Source organism: Streptococcus gallinaceus (assembly GCF_024170225.1).
Taxonomy (GTDB): Bacteria; Bacillota; Bacilli; order Lactobacillales; family Streptococcaceae; genus Streptococcus; species Streptococcus gallinaceus.
Window position 1 is genome coordinate 16,606 of sequence record NZ_JALJXU010000001.1, and the last position, 17,343, is coordinate 33,948.

18 protein-coding genes are annotated in these 17,343 nt (G+C 44.0%); 14 read left to right on the forward strand and 4 right to left on the reverse strand.

Annotated elements, in window-relative coordinates; all coding sequences use genetic code 11:
- Positions 1 to 66 precede the first annotated feature (66 nt).
- Positions 67 to 2,469: a DNA translocase FtsK gene (locus tag J2T50_RS00120; RefSeq protein ID WP_253362450.1), complete on the forward strand. Its 2,403-nt coding sequence runs from the start codon at positions 67 to 69 to the stop codon at positions 2,467 to 2,469.
- Positions 2,469 to 2,855, forward strand: coding sequence for an SMU1112c/YaeR family gloxylase I-like metalloprotein (gene gloA2 / locus J2T50_RS00125; protein ID WP_253362452.1), 387 nt, complete (start codon positions 2,469 to 2,471; stop codon positions 2,853 to 2,855). The genes J2T50_RS00120 and gloA2 overlap by 1 nt, the downstream gene beginning before the upstream one ends.
- A 24-nt stretch (positions 2,856 to 2,879) precedes the next feature.
- Here the strand turns inward: gloA2 and J2T50_RS00130 are convergent, their stop codons facing one another.
- A complete protein-coding gene (locus J2T50_RS00130; RefSeq protein WP_253363275.1) occupies positions 2,880 to 3,233 on the reverse strand; it encodes a DUF3397 family protein in 354 nt (117 codons plus the stop codon).
- A gap of 161 nt (positions 3,234 to 3,394) precedes the next feature.
- On the opposite strand from J2T50_RS00130, the gene rplK reads away from it, so the two are divergent.
- From rplK to yghU, 3 genes are all read left to right on the forward strand, one after another.
- Positions 3,395 to 3,820: a 50S ribosomal protein L11 gene (gene rplK, locus J2T50_RS00135; protein WP_253362454.1), complete on the forward strand. Its 426-nt coding sequence runs from the start codon at positions 3,395 to 3,397 to the stop codon at positions 3,818 to 3,820.
- 56 nt (positions 3,821 to 3,876) lie between these two features.
- Positions 3,877 to 4,566, forward strand: a complete 690-nt coding sequence (gene rplA, locus J2T50_RS00140) for a 50S ribosomal protein L1 (RefSeq protein ID WP_253362456.1) — start codon at positions 3,877 to 3,879, stop codon at positions 4,564 to 4,566.
- 106 nt (positions 4,567 to 4,672) lie between these two features.
- Entirely contained in the window at positions 4,673 to 5,452 is a 780-nt protein-coding gene (yghU, locus tag J2T50_RS00145) for a glutathione-dependent disulfide-bond oxidoreductase (RefSeq protein WP_253363277.1), read from the forward strand.
- A gap of 38 nt (positions 5,453 to 5,490) precedes the next feature.
- Here yghU and J2T50_RS00150 read toward each other — a convergent pair whose 3' ends face one another.
- Both J2T50_RS00150 and J2T50_RS00155 read right to left on the reverse strand, forming a co-directional pair.
- On the reverse strand, positions 5,491 to 6,573 hold the full coding sequence (locus J2T50_RS00150; RefSeq protein ID WP_253362458.1) for a DEAD/DEAH box helicase: 1,083 nt from the start codon (positions 6,571 to 6,573) through the stop codon (positions 5,491 to 5,493).
- Positions 6,551 to 7,549, reverse strand: coding sequence for a Gfo/Idh/MocA family protein (locus J2T50_RS00155; protein WP_253362460.1), 999 nt, complete (start codon positions 7,547 to 7,549; stop codon positions 6,551 to 6,553). Before J2T50_RS00155 ends, J2T50_RS00150 begins: the two co-directional genes overlap by 23 nt.
- Before the next feature lie 82 nt (positions 7,550 to 7,631).
- On the opposite strand from J2T50_RS00155, the gene udk reads away from it, so the two are divergent.
- The 7 genes from udk (at position 7,632) to leuD (ending at position 13,944) form a co-directional block, all read left to right on the forward strand.
- Positions 7,632 to 8,261: a uridine kinase gene (gene udk / locus J2T50_RS00160; RefSeq protein ID WP_253362462.1), complete on the forward strand. Its 630-nt coding sequence runs from the start codon at positions 7,632 to 7,634 to the stop codon at positions 8,259 to 8,261.
- Position 8,262: 1 nt separating this feature from the next.
- Positions 8,263 to 8,811 (forward strand): PadR family transcriptional regulator, encoded by a 549-nt coding sequence (locus J2T50_RS00165; protein ID WP_253362464.1) that lies wholly within the window; start codon positions 8,263 to 8,265, stop codon positions 8,809 to 8,811.
- A 269-nt stretch (positions 8,812 to 9,080) separates the two neighbouring features.
- Positions 9,081 to 10,646, forward strand: coding sequence for a 2-isopropylmalate synthase (locus J2T50_RS00170; protein ID WP_253362466.1), 1,566 nt, complete (start codon positions 9,081 to 9,083; stop codon positions 10,644 to 10,646).
- Between the two features lie 2 nt (positions 10,647 to 10,648).
- Complete coding sequence (gene leuB, locus J2T50_RS00175; RefSeq protein WP_253362468.1) at positions 10,649 to 11,686, forward strand: 3-isopropylmalate dehydrogenase; 1,038 nt, start codon at positions 10,649 to 10,651, stop codon at positions 11,684 to 11,686.
- A complete protein-coding gene (locus J2T50_RS00180; RefSeq protein WP_253362470.1) occupies positions 11,683 to 11,958 on the forward strand; it encodes a DUF1294 domain-containing protein in 276 nt (91 codons plus the stop codon). Before leuB ends, J2T50_RS00180 begins: the two co-directional genes overlap by 4 nt.
- A complete protein-coding gene (leuC, locus tag J2T50_RS00185) occupies positions 11,955 to 13,343 on the forward strand; it encodes a 3-isopropylmalate dehydratase large subunit (protein ID WP_253362473.1) in 1,389 nt (462 codons plus the stop codon). Before J2T50_RS00180 ends, leuC begins: the two co-directional genes overlap by 4 nt.
- 1 nt (position 13,344) lies before the next feature.
- Positions 13,345 to 13,944, forward strand: coding sequence for a 3-isopropylmalate dehydratase small subunit (gene leuD / locus J2T50_RS00190; protein ID WP_253362475.1), 600 nt, complete (start codon positions 13,345 to 13,347; stop codon positions 13,942 to 13,944).
- 127 nt (positions 13,945 to 14,071) lie between these two features.
- On the opposite strand, the gene J2T50_RS00195 is transcribed toward leuD, so the two are convergent.
- Complete coding sequence (locus J2T50_RS00195; RefSeq protein ID WP_253362477.1) at positions 14,072 to 14,935, reverse strand: aldo/keto reductase; 864 nt, start codon at positions 14,933 to 14,935, stop codon at positions 14,072 to 14,074.
- Between the two features lie 123 nt (positions 14,936 to 15,058).
- Here J2T50_RS00195 and J2T50_RS00200 point away from each other — a divergent pair, with 123 nt between their 5' ends.
- Together J2T50_RS00200 and dnaX are read left to right on the forward strand one after the other, a co-directional pair.
- Positions 15,059 to 15,556 (forward strand): GAF domain-containing protein, encoded by a 498-nt coding sequence (locus tag J2T50_RS00200; RefSeq protein WP_253362478.1) that lies wholly within the window; start codon positions 15,059 to 15,061, stop codon positions 15,554 to 15,556.
- The gene (dnaX, locus tag J2T50_RS00205; protein ID WP_253362479.1) at positions 15,556 to 17,223 is read left to right on the forward strand and encodes a DNA polymerase III subunit gamma/tau; all 1,668 of its coding nucleotides are present in this window, start codon (positions 15,556 to 15,558) and stop codon (positions 17,221 to 17,223) included. Before J2T50_RS00200 ends, dnaX begins: the two co-directional genes overlap by 1 nt.
- The last annotated feature ends 120 nt before the right edge of the window (positions 17,224 to 17,343 follow it).

The following is a 17,343-nucleotide window of genomic DNA, read 5'->3' on the forward strand; positions in this document are numbered from 1 at the left end:
ATTTTCATATCTGAAAAAATAGGAGAAATATGATAAAATAAAAAGATATGGAATAGTGAGGATTTTATGAAGAAAAATACAAAAAAAGGAAAAACAACGCGTCGCCCGACCAAGGCTGAGCAGGCGCAGCGGCAGAATATGCGTGCCTTATTGCTGCGGATTGCTGGTTTGATTTTACTGGGATTTGCAGCCGTGAAGATGGGTGCATTTGGGCTTACCGCCTATAATATTCTCCGTGCTATTGCGGGAAGTTCAGCCTATCTCTTGTTAGTTGGGATTGCAGTTTATCTCTTATTCAGCCAACGTATTCATCGCAGAGAAGGGGTTCTTTCTGGTTTTCTCTTGTTTTTAGCAGGAATTTTATTGGAATTTCAAGCCTATTTGGATGTGACCTATAAGGGAGAGGATTTATTTGCCCATACGGTTCAGCTCTTGTTGGAGGACACGACTAAGTTTCAGGTGACTCATTATCTAGGAGGAGGCCTTGTTGGTGGATTGCTCTACATGCCGGTCTCATTTCTCTTTGCGACAATCGGTAGCTTTTTCATTGGGATACTATTGATTACGTTTGGTCTCTTTTTCATGAGTCCTTGGTCGGTTTATGATTTGGCAGATATGTTTGCCCTTGCGGTGGAAAAATACCAAGAAAAAAGTGCCATTCGTGCTGAAAAGCGCCAAGAAAGACGATGGGCTAAGGAAGCGGAAAAAGAAGCTAGATTGGCAGAAGAAGAGGCTCGTCGGGAGCAAGAAGCTTTGGCAGAGGCTGAACGGCAGTCTTTGTTAGAGGAAGAACCTTTACTTGCCTACCCATCAGTCGATATGGAAACAGGCGAAATCTTAGAAGACATCCCGCATGAGCCCATTATCCGAGATTATCAAGACCTTCATTTACCTGATTTTCCAACTGAAGAGATGCCCGTCTCTCTAGAAGAAGAATTTCCGGTTCTGCTAGCAGACGAAGAGCCCTTTGAAGCAGTTCCAGAAGAAGGGGATGAGGAGATTGTCTTTGCCAAAACAGCTCCGACATTGAAGGATCGTTTGGCCTACCGATTGCCATCAATTGACTTGTTTGCGCCAGCCAAGGCTAGCAGTCAGGTGAATGAGAAAAAATTGGTTCGCCAAAATATCAAGGTCTTGGAAGATACATTTGCGAGTTTTGGCATCAAGGTCGTAGTAGAGCGCGCAGAGATTGGTCCATCGGTGACTCGCTATGAAGTCAAGCCCGCAGTCGGAGTTCGTGTCAATCGGATTTCTAACTTGGCAGATGACTTGGCACTTGCGCTTGCGGCTAAGGACGTCCGAATTGAAGCACCGATTCCTGGTAAATCCTTGGTTGGGATTGAAGTGCCAAACTCAGAAGTTGCCTCCGTTTCCTTCCGTGAATTGTGGGAACAGGCTCAGACTAATCCAAGAAAGCTTTTGGAAGTACCGCTTGGTAAGGCTGTCAATGGCTCAGCCAAAAGTTTTGATTTGACCAAAATGCCTCACCTTTTGGTGGCCGGTTCTACAGGTTCGGGTAAATCTGTCGCCGTAAACGGCATCATCTCCAGCATTCTCATGAAGGCTCGACCAGATGAAGTCAAGTTTATGATGATTGACCCTAAAATGGTAGAATTATCTGTCTACAATGACATTCCCCATTTGCTAATTCCCGTGGTGACCAATCCTCGCAAAGCCAGTCGCGCCTTGCAAAAAGTCGTTGATGAGATGGAAAATCGCTACGAACTCTTCAGTAAAGTTGGTGTTCGTAATATCGAAGGGTACAATGCTAAGGTTGAAGAATTCAATGCTCAGTCGCAGGAAAAACAAATTCCTCTGCCATTGATTGTCGTAATCGTTGATGAATTGGCTGACCTCATGATGGTTGCCAGCAAGGAAGTTGAAGATGCCATTATTCGCCTAGGGCAAAAGGCGCGTGCGGCAGGGATTCACATGATTTTGGCCACTCAACGCCCATCTGTCGATGTTATTAGCGGCTTGATTAAGGCCAATGTGCCATCCCGTGTTGCCTTTGCGGTGGCATCGGGGACGGACAGTCGGACTATCTTAGGAGAAAACGGGGCGGAAAAACTCTTGGGACGAGGCGACATGCTCTTTCACCCAATTGGAGAATCGGCTCCCCTTCGTTTGCAAGGTTCCTTCATTTCAGATGGTGATGTAGAGCGGATTGTGACCTTTATCAAAGACCAGGCAGATGCTGAATACGACGAAAGCTTTGACCCAGGAGAAGTATCCGAAAGCGATGATTTTTCTGGAAATGGTGGCAGCGCCACATTGGATGGAGATCCTCTTTTTGCAGAAGCGCGTGCGCTTGTTATCGAGACACAAAAGGCCAGCGCGTCTATGATTCAGCGCCGCTTGTCCGTCGGATTTAACCGTGCGACTCGTCTCATGGAAGAACTAGAGGAGGCCGGAGTAATCGGACCTGCAGAAGGAACCAAGCCTAGAAAAGTATTGGAGACACAGTAATGGAATTTCAAAGTGTGCACCACGTAGCTATTATTGGCCGTGATTATGAAAAAATGCGTGAATTTTATGTGGACAAATTAGGTTTTGAGCAGTTGGATGAGCATATTCGACCAGAAAAAAATGACATTCTTTTCAATGTCAAAAAGGGAAATCTAATACTAGAAATCTTCATCAAGCCATGTGCTCCGCTTCGACCTGTCATGCCCAGTCCAGAGCATACAGGATTGCGTCATCTAGCCTTTAAAGTCGAGGATGTTGAAGCCTGTCTAGAAGCATTTGACCAGTTAGAAATCCGTCACGAAGACTTGCGAACGGATGATTTTGATGAAAAGAAAATGGCATTCTTCTTTGACCCAGATGGTCTACCGCTTGAAATACATGAATAAGAAAAGCCCAGCGATTGCTGGGCTTTATTTCATAAAGAAAACAGAGATGACGAGGGCGAGATACATCAAAAAAGTGAGAATAAATCCTGCTCGCCAAAATGTTTTCATAAATTTTCCTGTATCAAAACTGCGTTTCTTAAAGACCATGAGGGCGCACAAGACCAGAGCCAACAAGCCCAAGGCAAGTCCCAATAATGGAAGCATACTATGGTAGTAGGCCTTGTCGGAGATTAGGTAAAATTCGCCGACAAATAAAGGAAAGGCCAGATCAGCAAAATTAAGCCCTCTTTTCCGTAAACCGAGGAGTTTGACCAAGATAACAGAAATCAGTAGCGTCAAAATAAGAAAAAGAATAGCAGCTATTTTTAATAAGATCAGATTCATGTCTTTATTCTATAAAAAAACTCTAAAAAAGTAAACTTTTAACTTGCAATAAAAGCAAGGAATCTGTATACTAGAAGAGTATGTGTTCGACACATACTTGTGGGAGGTAAAAATCTTTAATTACCGAAAGAACCACAATAGGAGGATTTTATATCATGGCTAAAAAAGTCGAAAAACTCGTAAAACTTCAAATTCCTGCAGGTAAAGCTACTCCAGCTCCACCGGTTGGTCCAGCATTGGGTCAAGCAGGTATCAATATCATGGGATTCACTAAAGAGTTCAACGCTCGTACAGCTGACCAAGCTGGTATGATCATCCCAGTTGTTATCTCTGTGTATGAAGATAAATCATTTGATTTCATCTGTAAAACACCACCAGCTGCTGTTCTTTTGAAAAAAGCTGCAGGTGTTGAAAAAGGTTCAGGCACACCAAACAAAACTAAAGTTGCTTCAGTAACTCGTGCGCAAGTACAAGAAATCGCTGAAACAAAAATGCCTGACTTGAACGCTGCAAACATCGAATCAGCAATGCGCATGATCGAAGGTACAGCTCGTTCAATGGGATTCACTGTTACTGACTAATCTGTATCAGTAGAAATCGTAACCGATTTATTGAAAACACAAGGAGAACATATCTAATGGCTAAAAAAAGCAAACAAATGCGTGCTGCTCTTGAGAAAATCGACAGCACAAAAGCTTACAGTGTTGAAGAAGCTGTAGCACTTGCAAAAGAAACAAATTTTGCAAAATTTGACGCAACTGTAGAAGTTGCTTACAACTTGAACATCGACGTTCGTAAAGCAGACCAACAAATCCGTGGTGCAATGGTATTGCCAAACGGTACTGGTAAAACTGCTCGCGTATTGGTATTTGCTCGCGGTGCAAAAGCTGAAGAAGCAAAAGCTGCTGGTGCAGACTTCGTTGGTGAAGAAGACCTTGTTGCTAAAATCAACGGTGGTTGGTTAGACTTTGACGTCGTAATCGCTACACCTGACATGATGGCACTTGTTGGTCGTCTTGGTCGCGTGCTTGGTCCACGTAACTTGATGCCAAACCCTAAAACTGGTACAGTAACGATGGATATTGCTAAAGCAGTTGAAGAGTCTAAAGGTGGTAAAATCACTTACCGTGCTGACAAAGCAGGTATCGTTCAAGCGATCATCGGTAAAGTATCATTTGAAGCTGACAAATTGGTTGAAAACTTCAAAGCTTTCAACGATGTTATCGTAAAAGCTAAACCAGCTACAGCTAAAGGTACTTACATCACAAGCCTTACAATCACTACAACACAAGGTGTTGGTATCAAAGTTGATACAAACTCATTGTAATTTGTAATGCAAAGACTGTCTTCGGGCAGTCTTTTTTGTGTTGAATTTTTGCAATCCACCCAGATTTTGGGTAAGATATGGTTATAAATGTGTAAAGGAGAACATGATGGACCAATATGTAAAACCAGCTGTTTGGCGCTGGGAAGATGAAAATAATGCTCCTTCAGGAAATAGACCAACGGCAGGTAGCCGATTTGAGCAAACATTATCCAAAGGGGAGCACCGTTTTCAAGTCTATTCCTTGGCAACGCCAAATGGCATTAAGGTACCGATCCTTCTAGAAGAGCTACTTGAATTAGGCCATCAGGCTGACTATGATTTGTTTAAGGTGGACATCGGGAAAGGAGAGCAATTTGGGTCGGAGTTTGTGGTGCTTAATCCTAATTCAAAGATTCCTGTACTGTTGGACCAAGAGATAGGTATCAATGTATTTGAGTCTGCCAATATCTTACTTTATCTGGCAGAGCAATTCTCAGCCTTGATTCCGACTGACTTGGCAGAGCGCACGCAGGTGCTCAACTGGCTTTTTTGGCAAACGGGTGTAGCTCCATTTGTTGGCGGCGGCTTCGGGCATTTCTTCCACTATGCACCGACTGCGCAGCAATACCCTATCGACCGCTATACTATGGAGACCAAGCGTCAGCTTGATTTGCTGGACCAGCAATTGGCACAGCATGCTTACGTAGCGGGCAAAGAGTACAGTATCGCAGATGTGGCAATTTGGTCATGGTATGGTCGCCTGTTAGATGGAAATTTGTATCCAGGCGCCGCAGACTTTCTTGATGGACAGTCTTACACACATGTATTGGCCTGGGCAGAGAAAATCAAAAATCGACCAGCTGTTCAGCGGGCTTTAGCAAAAGAATATCAACCTATGGAAGGATAAAATTTGAAAATAATAAAAAGCAAGGAATTCCTTGCTTTTTATACTCTATAAAACTCTTGATTTTTTAAGACAAGTTCGCTGACAGCTGCATATTTTTTGAGATTTTTCAGTTCGCTTGGATTGGTAACAAGTGTGATGACAAAGCCTTTTTTGCCCATGCGACCAGTTCGGCCCGCACGATGAGTATAGACTTCCAAATCACGTGGCACTTCAAAGTTGAGAACACATTCGAGTTGGTCGATGTCCATTCCACGGGCAACTAGGTCTGTTGCGAGGAGGAGATTGATATCATGTTGCTTGAATTTCTCGATGATAACCTTGCGGAATTTGACATTGACGTCAGAAGCAAGCGATACGACGTTTGCTTGGCGATAGGTCAGCTTTTCTTCGGTCGCGCCTAGGTCAGATAGACTATTGAAAAAGGCTAGCGCGCGGAAATCGGGGATATTGGACAGTTTGCGCAAGAGCTCAATCCGGTCGCGCTTGTCAACCATCATGTAATAATGCTGAATATTATCCAATTTTTGGTCTTGTAGGTCCAATTTAACCACATCACTAGCTAATTTGCTTTCATCAAACTTAGCAGTCGCACTCATGTAAATCAGCTGATGATCCCGTGGTGCATAGCGAAGAATTTTATCCACGAAATGGTACTGAGAGTCGCTGAATAATGCGTCAAACTCATCTAGAATGATGGTGTTGACGTTCATCATCTTGATTTTTTTTAATTTGATGAGTTCAAAAATCCGACCTGGCGTTCCGATGAGAATTTCCGGTCCTTTTTTGAGGCGTTCGATTTGTCGTTTTTGACTGGAGCCAGATAGGAATAATTGGGCTGTGAGTCCGATTGGTTCGGCCCAAGATTTGCAGACGTCAAAGATTTGACCGGCTAGCTCTGTATTTGGAGCCAAAAGGACTAATTGCTGGGCTTTTTTGGGTGTAACTTTTAATAAGCTAGGCCAGAGGTAGGCCAGAGTTTTACCGGTTCCAGTTGGACTGATACCGAGCACATTGTTCCCAGACGTGATGGGAACGAAAGCTGCCTCTTGGATGGCTGTAAATTCTGTAAAATTAAGTGTTTCTAGCTGTTCTTGCCAACTAGTTGGAAATTGTTCCTGCATGTAAATCCGCCTTAAATGTAATGTTTGCGCTTTGGCGCATAGTGTTAAGTGTTTCGTGGACAGCTTGAGCATCATCTAGCCAATGCTCAACCGCTGTCTTGTCTTGTGTTTGAATGGCTTGGGCGAAGGCTTGAGCTTCTTCTAGCATTTGGTGGGGAGCTGCCATGATTGGTAGGCTTGTACTTGTTCCGTCGTAGCTAGTGAAAATAGCTGAGCGAACATCCTGACAATCGTTTAAGACCAAGGTTCCGTCGGTAGTGTAGATTTCGCTTGGAAGATTGCTCGTCAGGTTTTTTCCGGCTTGAATCGTCACCGGAAAGGTGTCATAAATGAGTTGGCCTACACCATTGACATCAACGGTATTTGGCAGCTGCACAGCTGTGTAGTGAGCAGTAGCAGGCTTGCCAATCAGCCCAATCGCTGCATAAAGCGTGTAGACGCCGAGGTCCATGAGCGCCCCGCCTGAAAAGTCAGATGAAAAGATATTAGGCTCTTTCCCAGCTAATAGGGCACCCATTTTTGAAGAATATTTTGCGTAGGTAAAATGTCCGCCGATAACCGTTTTTTCAGCCAAGAAGTTCCGAATAATCTGGAAAGCCTGTTCTTGGTAGTTGCGAGCGGCTTCAAAAAGAAAGACTTGGTGTTCATCTGAGAGCTGGCGCAAGTGTGCCAATTCAGCAGGTGTGGATACCATTGGTTTTTCAATAATGGTGTGCTTGCCAGCTTTTAATGCCAGGCAAGCTTGCTCAAAATGGAGCGAATTTGGGCTTGCAATATAAACCACGTCCATGTCTGACGCGAAAAAATCATCCAAATTTGTAAAGAGACTGACATCCTCGTAGTCTTTTGCAAAGTCTTGAGCTGTTTCCAGACGACGTGAGTAAAGAGCTGTAAAGCGATAGGCCTGCGAAAGATTTGCCGCAGCAATAAAGTGATGAGAGATAGCACTGGTTCCAATAATTCCAAGTTTTAACATGAATGACCTCCTTGGGCGTTCTACCTTTCATTATAGCATGATTTTTGGTAAAATAGGTGGAATGAAGAAAGAGGAGAGAGAGATGATTCAAAAAACCATTATTATCGGAGTGACTGGTGGTTCTGGAGGAGGGAAAACAAGTGTTTCCCAAGCAATTTTGGCCAATTTTCCTGATTCAAAAATTGCTATGATTGAGCATGATTCTTACTATAAAAATCAAGATCACCTGACATTTGAAGAGCGGGTTAAGACTAATTATGACCATCCATTGGCCTTTGATACAGATTTTATGATTGAGCAAATCAAGGAATTGATTGCAGGACGTCCGGTGGATATTCCCATTTATGACTATACTCAGCACACGCGTAGCAAGGAAACTTATCGCCAAGAACCTCAAGATGTTTTTATTATCGAAGGTATTTTGGTGATGGAAGACGAGCGCTTGCGCGATCTGATGGACATCAAGATTTTCGTTGATACGGATGACGATATTCGCATTATTCGCCGTATTAAGCGGGATATGGTTGAACGCGGTCGTAGCTTGGATAGTATTATTGATCAGTATACGACGGTTGTCAAACCCATGTACCACCAATTTATTGAGCCAACCAAGCGGTATGCAGATGTGGTGATTCCTGAAGGGGTCAGCAATGTGGTGGCCATCGACTTAATCAATACAAAAGTCGCAAGTATTTTGCAGGAGCGCAACTAATATGCCAAGAGAACGAATTTTACCACATATTATTTTAGGAATTATGTCATCAAATGGCGGAGAAATGCTGGGCAAAGACATTATCACCTTTTTTAATCGTGAAATTGGTGAATTCTGGCAGGTTGCCCATAGTCAAGTCTACCCTGAACTCAAGCGGATGACCACTGAAGGCTACTTGACCTGTCACGGTTTACCGGACAATGACAAAGAAAAAATGTACCGTTTAACTGCCCACGGTCAAGAAATGTTGGACGAGTGGTTGGCTATTCCCAACCAAGAAACGCCCAAGCAACGAGACATCTTTTCACTCAAAATGTTTTTCATCCAAAAGATGGACGATCAGCGGATTCCGGATTTGTTGCAGGGGCAGATTGATATTTTGGAATCGCATTTGGCGCATATGGAAGGCCGAAAAGCGACCTTGTTTGCAGATCAGGCAGCTATTGAAAATAATTATGGCCATTATTTGATTCTTCGTCGTGCGATTGCGCGCAACAAGAGCCAACTTGAATGGCTGAGAGAGATTTTAGAAGAAGTGAAGGCAGGATAGGAGACTATTCTGCTTTTTTGTGGAATAGTTGACTGAATTCACAAAATTATCAGAAAATTCTTGACAAATAACAATTGCACTGCTAAAATAGGATTATCACATTTCAAGGAGAATGCCAAATGGTGTCAAGTTATAAACAAAACTTGTTGTTGCGATCCGAGGGCTAGTGCAAATCAGCATTAGTCCTGTTTGGCTTACCAAGCGGGAAGGGCATCTCGCTGGTTAAGTGAGATGTTTTTTTATCAAATGAAATAGAAAGTGGTGGAAGTATGCGTACAGTAGAATTTTTAGATACTAGTCTGCGAGATGGTGAGCAGACACCGGGGGTCAATTTTTCAGTTAAGGAAAAGGTTGCAATTGCAAAACAGCTTGAAAAATGGGGTATTTCAGCCATTGAAGCGGGATTTCCTGCGGCTAGTCCAGATTCATTTGCAGCAGTTCAAGCCATTGCAGCTGCTATGAAAAAGACAGCAGTGACAGGCTTGGCACGGTCGGTCAAGTCGGATATTGATGCCTGCTATGAAGCTTTAAAAGGGGCAAAATATCCTCAGATTCATGTCTTTATCGCTACCAGTCCTATTCACCGGGAGTTTAAGCTCAATAAGACCAAGGAAGAAATTTTAGCTGCCATCACAGAGCATGTTTCTTATGCCCGTAGTAAATTTGAAGTGGTGGAATTCTCTCCTGAAGATGCCACTCGGACAGAGCCTGATTTTCTTCTGGAAGTCGTTCAAACCGCTGTGGACGCGGGTGCCAGCTACATCAATATTCCAGACACGGTTGGATTTACCACGCCTGAGGAATATGGGCATATTTTCAAGTACTTGATTGAACATGTCAAATCTGACCGTGACATTCGTTTCAGTCCTCATTGCCATAATGACTTGGGAATGGCAGTTGCCAACACCCTTTCAGCTATTAAAAATGGTGCAGGTCGTGTAGAGGGAACTGTCAATGGTATCGGGGAACGAGCTGGGAATGCGGCCTTGGAAGAAGTGGCAGTTGCCCTTAATATTCGCGAGGACTACTATCAAGTGGCTAGCCCGATTGTCCTCTCTGAAACGGTTAATACGTCTGAGATAATTTCTCGTTTTTCTGGACTTCCAATTCCGAAAAACAAGGCTGTAGTGGGTGGAAATGCCTTTTCACACGAGTCAGGCATCCACCAAGATGGCGTCTTAAAAAATCCACTGACCTACGAAATCATCACGCCAGAATTGGTTGGGGTCAAGTCCAATTCACTACCATTGGGCAAGTTGTCTGGTCGTCATGCCTTTATCGAGAAGTTAAAAGACTTGCAATTGGAGTTTGATGAGGCAGAAATTAAGACTTTATTTGCCAAATTCAAGGACTTGGCCGACAAGAAGCAGGATATTACCGACTCGGATATCCGCGCCTTGGTGGCCGGAACCACGGTTGAAAATGTAGAAGGCTTTCATTTTGGAGACCTCAAGTTGGCTTCACATACTGACGAAAGGATCACAGCGACCGTGACCATGGTGAATCAGGAAGCAGAAAGTGTCAACCTGGTGGCAGATGGAAAAGGCTCAGTCGAAGCAATTTTCAATGCTATTGACCAATTCTTCCATCAGGCAGTTCGTTTGGATAGCTTTACCATCGATGCCATTACCAACGGGATTGATGCCCAAGCCGCTGTAAATGTTACAGTTGAAAATGAAGATACAGATACCATTTTCAATGCGACAGGGATTGACTTTGATGTTTTGAAAGCCGCAGCGATTGCCTATATTAACGCAAATATCAAAGTACAAAAGGAAAATAGTCAGCCAACTACACCTTTATCTGAAAAAGATTTTCCAAGAAATGAGGACTAGAAATGACTAAGAAAATAGTTTCTTTAGCAGGTGACGGTATTGGGCCAGAAATCATGGCAGCCGGTCTGGAGGTTTTAGAAGCTGTAGCTGAAAAAATTGGATTTAGTTACCAAGTGGAGGCGCATCCATTTGGCGGAGCTGGGATTGACAGCCATGGTCATCCTCTTCCAGCTAGTACTTTGGAAGCTGCTAAGTCAGCGGATGCTATTTTGCTAGCTGCTATTGGCGGACCTCAGTATGACAATGCTGCAGTTAGACCTGAGCAAGGACTCTTGGCCATTCGACAGGAGTTGGGACTCTTTGCCAATATTCGTCCTGTACGGATTTTTAAAGCCTTAGAGCACCTATCTCCCTTAAAAGCAGAGCGAATTGCTGGCGTAGATTTTGTCCTTGTGAGAGAATTAACAGGAGGAATCTACTTTGGTCAGCATCTTTTAGAAGAAAATCAAGCACGTGATGTTAATGATTATACAGCTGATGAGATCCGCCGAATTATGGTTCAAGCTTTTGATATGGCAAGAACTCGCCGTAAAAAAGTGACTAGTATCGATAAGCAAAATGTTCTGGCTACGTCAAAATTATGGCGAAAAATTGCAGACCAAGTGGCTCAAGATTATCCAGATGTCACCTTGGAGCACCAGTTGGTGGACAGCGCAGCCATGGTCATGATTACCAATCCAGCCCGATTTGACGTCATTGTCACGGAAAATCTATTCGGCGATATCTTGTCGGATGAGGCTTCGGTCTTACCGGGAACTTTGGGTGTCATGCCGTCAGCCAGTCATTCGGAAAATGGCCCCAGTCTCTATGAGCCTATTCACGGATCGGCACCTGATATTGCAGGAAAAGGTGTGGCAAATCCGGTCAGCATGATTTTATCCGTTACCATGATGTTGCGGGAGTCGTTTGGCGAAATAGCTGGCGCGACCATGATTGAAGAAGCGGTTGAGCAAACCTTGGCCAAAGGGATTTTAACGCGAGATTTAGGAGGAACTGCCTCGACATCTGAGATGACAGAGGCCATTATCAATCAATTATGACAATCAAACAAGCAGGAATGCTACTCTTACTCATATGGAATATTGTCGTGTTTGCCATCTATGGCATAGACAAGGGTAAGGCTATTCGAAATAACTGGCGTACCCCTGAAAAAACATTATTGCTACTGAGTGTGTGTGGTGGGGGAATCGGTGCTTTTTTAGCCGGTCGATTTTTCCATCACAAGACACGTAAGTGGTATTTTCAAGCAATTTGGGTACTGGGAATTTTAGTAGACCTTGCCCTTTTTTACGGAATTTGGAGGCTAGAATGAGTGGAAAAAGTATTTTTGATAAATTATGGGACCGCCATGTCATTCATGGAAATGAAGGCGAACCTCAGCTCATGTATGTGGACCAGCACTACATCCATGAGGTGACTAGCCCCCAAGCCTTCGACGGTTTGCGAGAGGCGGAGCGTCGTTTACGGAGACCGGAATTGACATTTGCGACTTTTGATCACAATGTACCAACGGTTGATATTCACAATATCCGTGATGTGATTTCGAAGGCACAGATGGATGCCTTGGCTCGAAATGTGGTGGAATTTGATGTTGAAACTGCTGAGCATGGTTCGGACAAGCAAGGCATTGTACATATGGTCGGCCCGGAAACTGGTCGAACTCAGCCGGGGAAATTTATCGTCTGTGGAGATAGCCATACAGCGACACACGGTGCTTTTGGTGCCATTGCTTTTGGTATTGGGACATCGGAAGTAGAGCACGTCTTTGCGACCCAGACCATTTGGCAGGTCAAGCCCAAGCGTATGCTGGTCAAATTTGTCGGAAAACCGGGCAAGGGTGTTTACGCCAAGGACTATATTATGGCGCTGATTGCCCAATATGGTGTGGCTTGTGGTGTCGGCTATGTAGTCGAATACGCGGGCCAGGCAGTAGCAAATCTTTCGATGGAAGAACGTATGACCATCTGCAATATGTCCATTGAATTTGGCTCCAAGATGGGCTTAATGAATCCAGACCAGAAAACTTATGATTATCTTCGCGGTCGAGAGTGTGCACCGGCAGATTTTGAAGCAGCGGTGGCAGACTGGCAGACCTTGGTTTCAGATGAGGATGCAGTCTATGACAAGGTCATCGAGATGAATGTAGCAGACTTGGCACCTATGGTCACTTGGGGAACCAATCCAGCCATGGCAGTCTCTTTCGACCAACCATTTCCAGCTATTCGTGACTTCAATGATGAGCGAGCCTATCAGTATATGGGCAGTCAGCCCGGCGACAGAGCTCAGGATATAGACTTGGGTTACGTTTTTCTTGGCTCTTGTACCAATGCACGATTGAGTGATTTGCAGTTGGCAGCTAAGATTGTCAAGGGCAAGAAAATCTCTCCAAATCTGACAGCCATCGTGGTACCGGGATCTCGTCCGGTCAAGCATGCTGCTGAGAAACTTGGTTTGGATAAGGTTTTCATGGATGCGGGATTTGAATGGCGTGACCCCGGTTGCTCTATGTGTCTGGGAATGAATCCTGACAAGGTACCGAGTGGTGTGCACGCTGCTTCAACTAGCAATCGAAATTTTGAAGACCGTCAAGGCTTTGGCGCTCGGACTCATCTGTGTAGCCCAGCTATGGCAGCGGCGGCAGCAATTGCAGGCCGATTTGTGGATGTACGACAGTTGGCTGAATTAGAGGAGGTCTAGTGTGCAAGAATTTACGATTTACAGAGGGACAACAGTTCCTCTTATGAATGACAATATTGACACCGATCAGCTCTTGCCCAAGCAATTTTTGAAGTTGATTGATAAAAAAGGTTTTGGGAAATACTTGCTCTATGCCTGGCGTTATCTGGATGATGCTTACACGGAAAATCCTGATTTTATCCTAAATCACGCTCCTTATCGTAAGGCCAGTATTTTGATTAGCGGCGATAATTTTGGGGCAGGTTCTTCGCGGGAACATGCGGCTTGGGCCTTGGCAGACTATGGTTTTCGTGTGATTATTGCGGGTTCTTTTGGTGATATTCACTATAACAATGACCTCAATAATGGAATTTTACCCATTGTCCAACCTCGTGAGGTGCGGGAAAAGTTAGCTGGGCTAAGTCCGGACCAAGAAGTGACGGTTGACTTGGAGCAGCAGAAAATTATCTCACCAGTTGGAACATTTGACTTTGACATGGATGCTGACTGGAAGCACAAGCTCTTGAACGGCCTAGATGACATCGGCATTACCCTGCAATATGAGGACTTGATTGCCCAATATGAGCAAAAACGCCCTAGTTACTGGCAGCAAAGGAAATAACTAAATACAAAAAACGAACAAAAGTACTTACTTCTAGGAGTAGGTGCTTTTGTTCGGCTGAGAGGTAGGGAGGGCAGAAAGTCTACTTGTAGGTTCGCTGACAATTCTGATTTGAGGTAAATCGGATTTACCCATTCATTTTGCGTCGTTCCTCTATCAATACTTTAAACCGTTTAACTGCACCGACTGTTCGGTGGTCCATAAACAAGCTCGTATTTGTATCTAATTGGTCAGTCTTTTTCATCTCCTCATCTGTTAAAGTGAAGTCAAAGATGTCAAAATTTTCTTGCATTCTTTCTTTTTTAGATGATTTACAGTTTGTAGAAACGCCTTTTTGATAGAGCCATCGTAGAATGATTTGTGTGACGCTCTTATTGTAGTGACTACCGATTTCTTGTAAGGTTGTATTGGTAAAAATACCATCTTTTCCTTCTCGGAAAAGTCCCCAAGCCTCGGCAAGAACACCTTCTGATTTCATATTTTCAATCGCATCATTTTGCACAAAAAATGGGTTAATTTCAATTTGATTGACTTGAGGGACTTCTTCGCTAAACTCTGCAATATCCGTCAATCTGTCTGGATAGAAGTTAGAGACGCCGATTGCTCGGATTTTTCCTGCTTTTTTCAGCTCAATCAAAGCCCCGTAAGCACCATAATAATCACCGAAAGGCTGATGGAGCAGTACCAAATCAACATAGTCTAACTGGAGTTTTTTCAGGCTTTCTTCTACGGATGTGATGGTTTTGTCGTAGCCATAGTGGTTAATCCAAACTTTTGTGGTTACGAAGTATTCTTCTTGTTTTAGTCCAGATGCTTTCAACGCATTTCCTAGTTCTTCTTCGTTGTAATAACTTTGTGCGGTATCAAATTTTTGGTATCCGACTTCAATCGCATCTAATACGGCTTGTTCTGTTTTTTCTCTGGGAATTTTAAAGACACCAAAGCCAATTGCTGGCATTTGTACACCATTATTTAAGGTAAAGTATTGCATGTTAGTCTCCAATCTGCTTGTATGTTGACATTATGGCACAAAGTTCTTTTTTTTTAGCCAGTAAGGTAGAAGTGCTCACAGTCGGAAGTGCTTTCTCTTCACATTATATGGTATAATACCCTTATGAAAACACAAGAAAAAATATCACAGTATCAGTTGTTATTGGCTCAGCACGAAGCTCTCTTAGATGGGGAATGGAATGCTTTATCCAACCTTTCAAATGCCTCTGCCTTGTTAAGACAGGCCTTGCCTAATTCTGTTTTCACAGGATTTTACCTTTTTGATGGACAAGAATTGATGTTGGGACCCTTCCAAGGTCATGTTTCTTGCGTCCATATTGCACTAGGAAAGGGTGTCTGTGGCGAATCCGCTCAAACAGGGAAAACCTTGATTGTGGATGATGTGCGGACGCATGCCAACTACATTTCTTGCGATAGCACAGCCATGTCTGAAATCGTGGTGCCCATGGTAAAAGATGGGAAACTGCTAGGAGTATTGGACTTGGATTCGAGTTTGGTTGGAGATTATGACGCTATTGACCAAGAATTTTTGGAGCAATTTGTTGCCATTTTGATTGAAAAAACGGACTGGAATTTTGCCATGTTTGGAGAGAGAAACTAATGTACCAAGCGCTTTATCGAAAATACCGCAGCCAGACCTTTGAGGAAATGGTGGGGCAGGAAGTCGTTGCCACAACGCTTCGTCAAGCTATCGAGCAGGAAAAAATTAGCCACGCCTACCTATTTTCAGGTCCACGTGGAACAGGGAAGACTTCGGCGGCCAAGATTTTTGCCAAGGCCATGAATTGCCCTAATCAGGTGAACGGGGAGCCTTGTAATGACTGCTACATCTGTAAAGCTATTACGGAAGGTAGTCTAGAGGACGTCATCGAAATCGATGCAGCTTCCAACAATGGTGTGGATGAGATTCGTGAGATTCGAGATAAGTCTACTTATGCACCGAGTTTGGCCAAATACAAGGTCTATATCATCGATGAGGTCCACATGTTGTCCACAGGGGCTTTCAATGCTCTCTTGAAGACACTGGAAGAACCAACTGAAAATGTGGTTTTCATTCTTGCGACGACTGAATTGCACAAGATTCCGGCGACGATTTTGTCCCGTGTGCAACGTTTTGAATTCAAGGCTATCCAGACGTCAGCTATCCGTGCGCATTTGGCTTGGCTTTTAGAGAAGGAAGGGATTTCTTACGAGGAGCAGGCTCTGGCAATGATTGCTCGTCGCGCAGAAGGTGGGATGCGGGACGCCTTGTCTATCCTAGACCAAGCTCTCAGTCTCAGTCAGGAAAGTCATGTCTCCCTTGCCATTGCAGAGGAAATCACAGGCTCTATCAGTCTTTCTGCTCTGGATGATTATGTGACAGCGGTGCGGCAAGAGGATGCAGTGGGAGCATTGGCGCAGCTTCAGACCATTTTTGACAATGGAAAAAGTATGACACGGTTTGCGACGGATTTGCTTCATTACCTCAGAGATTTGATTATTGTCCAAACTGGTGGGGAAAATACGCATTTTAGTACGGCATTTACGGATAATCTCTCACAGGAACAGAGTCAGATTTTTCAGTTGATTGGTCAAGTGACCAAGGGGCTCTCGGATATCAAATCCAGTCCCCAGCCTAAGATTTATGCTGAGATGTTGACCATTCAATTGGCGCAGACCAAGGCTGTTCAGCCAGCGGATGCTATTCCTGAAAATATTGCTCAGCAGATTGCTGGATTGCAATCTCAAGTTGTCGCCTTGCAAGAAAAGGTTAATAGCCTTTCGACCCAATCGGTAGAAGTCAAACCAGTCAGTCGCAAGACTCAGACACGCAAGGCCTATCGTCCGGATACCAATCGCGTACACTTGATTTTGCAAGAAGCGATGGAAAATCCAAATCTTGCGCGTGAAAATCTCATCCGCTTGCAGAATGCTTGGGGAGAAGTGATTGAAAGTTTGGCTGGCGCGGATAAGGCGCTCTTGGTGGGGTCAAAACCAGTAGCCGCCAATGAAAATCATGCTATCTTGGCCTTTGACTCGCGATTCAATGCCGAGCAGACCATGAAGCGGGACAATCTCAATACTATGTTTGGCAATATTCTTAGCACTGCCGCAGGCTTCTCGCCTCAGATTTTAGCCATTGCTGAAGAAGATTGGTTGGCAATTCGCGCGGAGTTCTCAGCCAAGGTCAAAGGGCAAAAATCAGAGACTGTTGAAGAAAAGGAAGAGTCGGTCCTCCCAGACGGTTTTCAATTTTTAGCGGATAATGTGACTATTATGGAGGATTAGACATGAGTGTTGAGCTGATTGCTCTAACTCTAAATAGTACAAAAAATGAGCAATGCCTAGCTTGTCTTTAAAGTGATACAAAATAAGACTTTTTACCATCAGAATCATGATTCATGTTGG

Coding starts and splice junctions, on each gene's coding strand:
- J2T50_RS00120 (WP_253362450.1), top strand. CDS start 67: ATGAAGAAAAATACAAAAAAAGGAAAAACAACGCGTCGCCCGACCAAG.
- gloA2 (WP_253362452.1), top strand. CDS start 2,469: ATGGAATTTCAAAGTGTGCACCACGTAGCTATTATTGGCCGTGATTAT.
- rplK (WP_253362454.1), top strand. CDS start 3,395: ATGGCTAAAAAAGTCGAAAAACTCGTAAAACTTCAAATTCCTGCAGGT.
- rplA (WP_253362456.1), top strand. CDS start 3,877: ATGGCTAAAAAAAGCAAACAAATGCGTGCTGCTCTTGAGAAAATCGAC.
- yghU (WP_253363277.1), top strand. CDS start 4,673: ATGGACCAATATGTAAAACCAGCTGTTTGGCGCTGGGAAGATGAAAAT.
- J2T50_RS00150 (WP_253362458.1), bottom strand. CDS start 6,573: ATGCAGGAACAATTTCCAACTAGTTGGCAAGAACAGCTAGAAACACTT.
- J2T50_RS00155 (WP_253362460.1), bottom strand. CDS start 7,549: ATGTTAAAACTTGGAATTATTGGAACCAGTGCTATCTCTCATCACTTT.
- udk (WP_253362462.1), top strand. CDS start 7,632: ATGATTCAAAAAACCATTATTATCGGAGTGACTGGTGGTTCTGGAGGA.
- J2T50_RS00165 (WP_253362464.1), top strand. CDS start 8,263: ATGCCAAGAGAACGAATTTTACCACATATTATTTTAGGAATTATGTCA.
- J2T50_RS00170 (WP_253362466.1), top strand. CDS start 9,081: ATGCGTACAGTAGAATTTTTAGATACTAGTCTGCGAGATGGTGAGCAG.
- leuB (WP_253362468.1), top strand. CDS start 10,649: ATGACTAAGAAAATAGTTTCTTTAGCAGGTGACGGTATTGGGCCAGAA.
- J2T50_RS00180 (WP_253362470.1), top strand. CDS start 11,683: ATGACAATCAAACAAGCAGGAATGCTACTCTTACTCATATGGAATATT.
- leuC (WP_253362473.1), top strand. CDS start 11,955: ATGAGTGGAAAAAGTATTTTTGATAAATTATGGGACCGCCATGTCATT.
- J2T50_RS00195 (WP_253362477.1), bottom strand. CDS start 14,935: ATGCAATACTTTACCTTAAATAATGGTGTACAAATGCCAGCAATTGGC.
- J2T50_RS00200 (WP_253362478.1), top strand. CDS start 15,059: ATGAAAACACAAGAAAAAATATCACAGTATCAGTTGTTATTGGCTCAG.
- dnaX (WP_253362479.1), top strand. CDS start 15,556: ATGTACCAAGCGCTTTATCGAAAATACCGCAGCCAGACCTTTGAGGAA.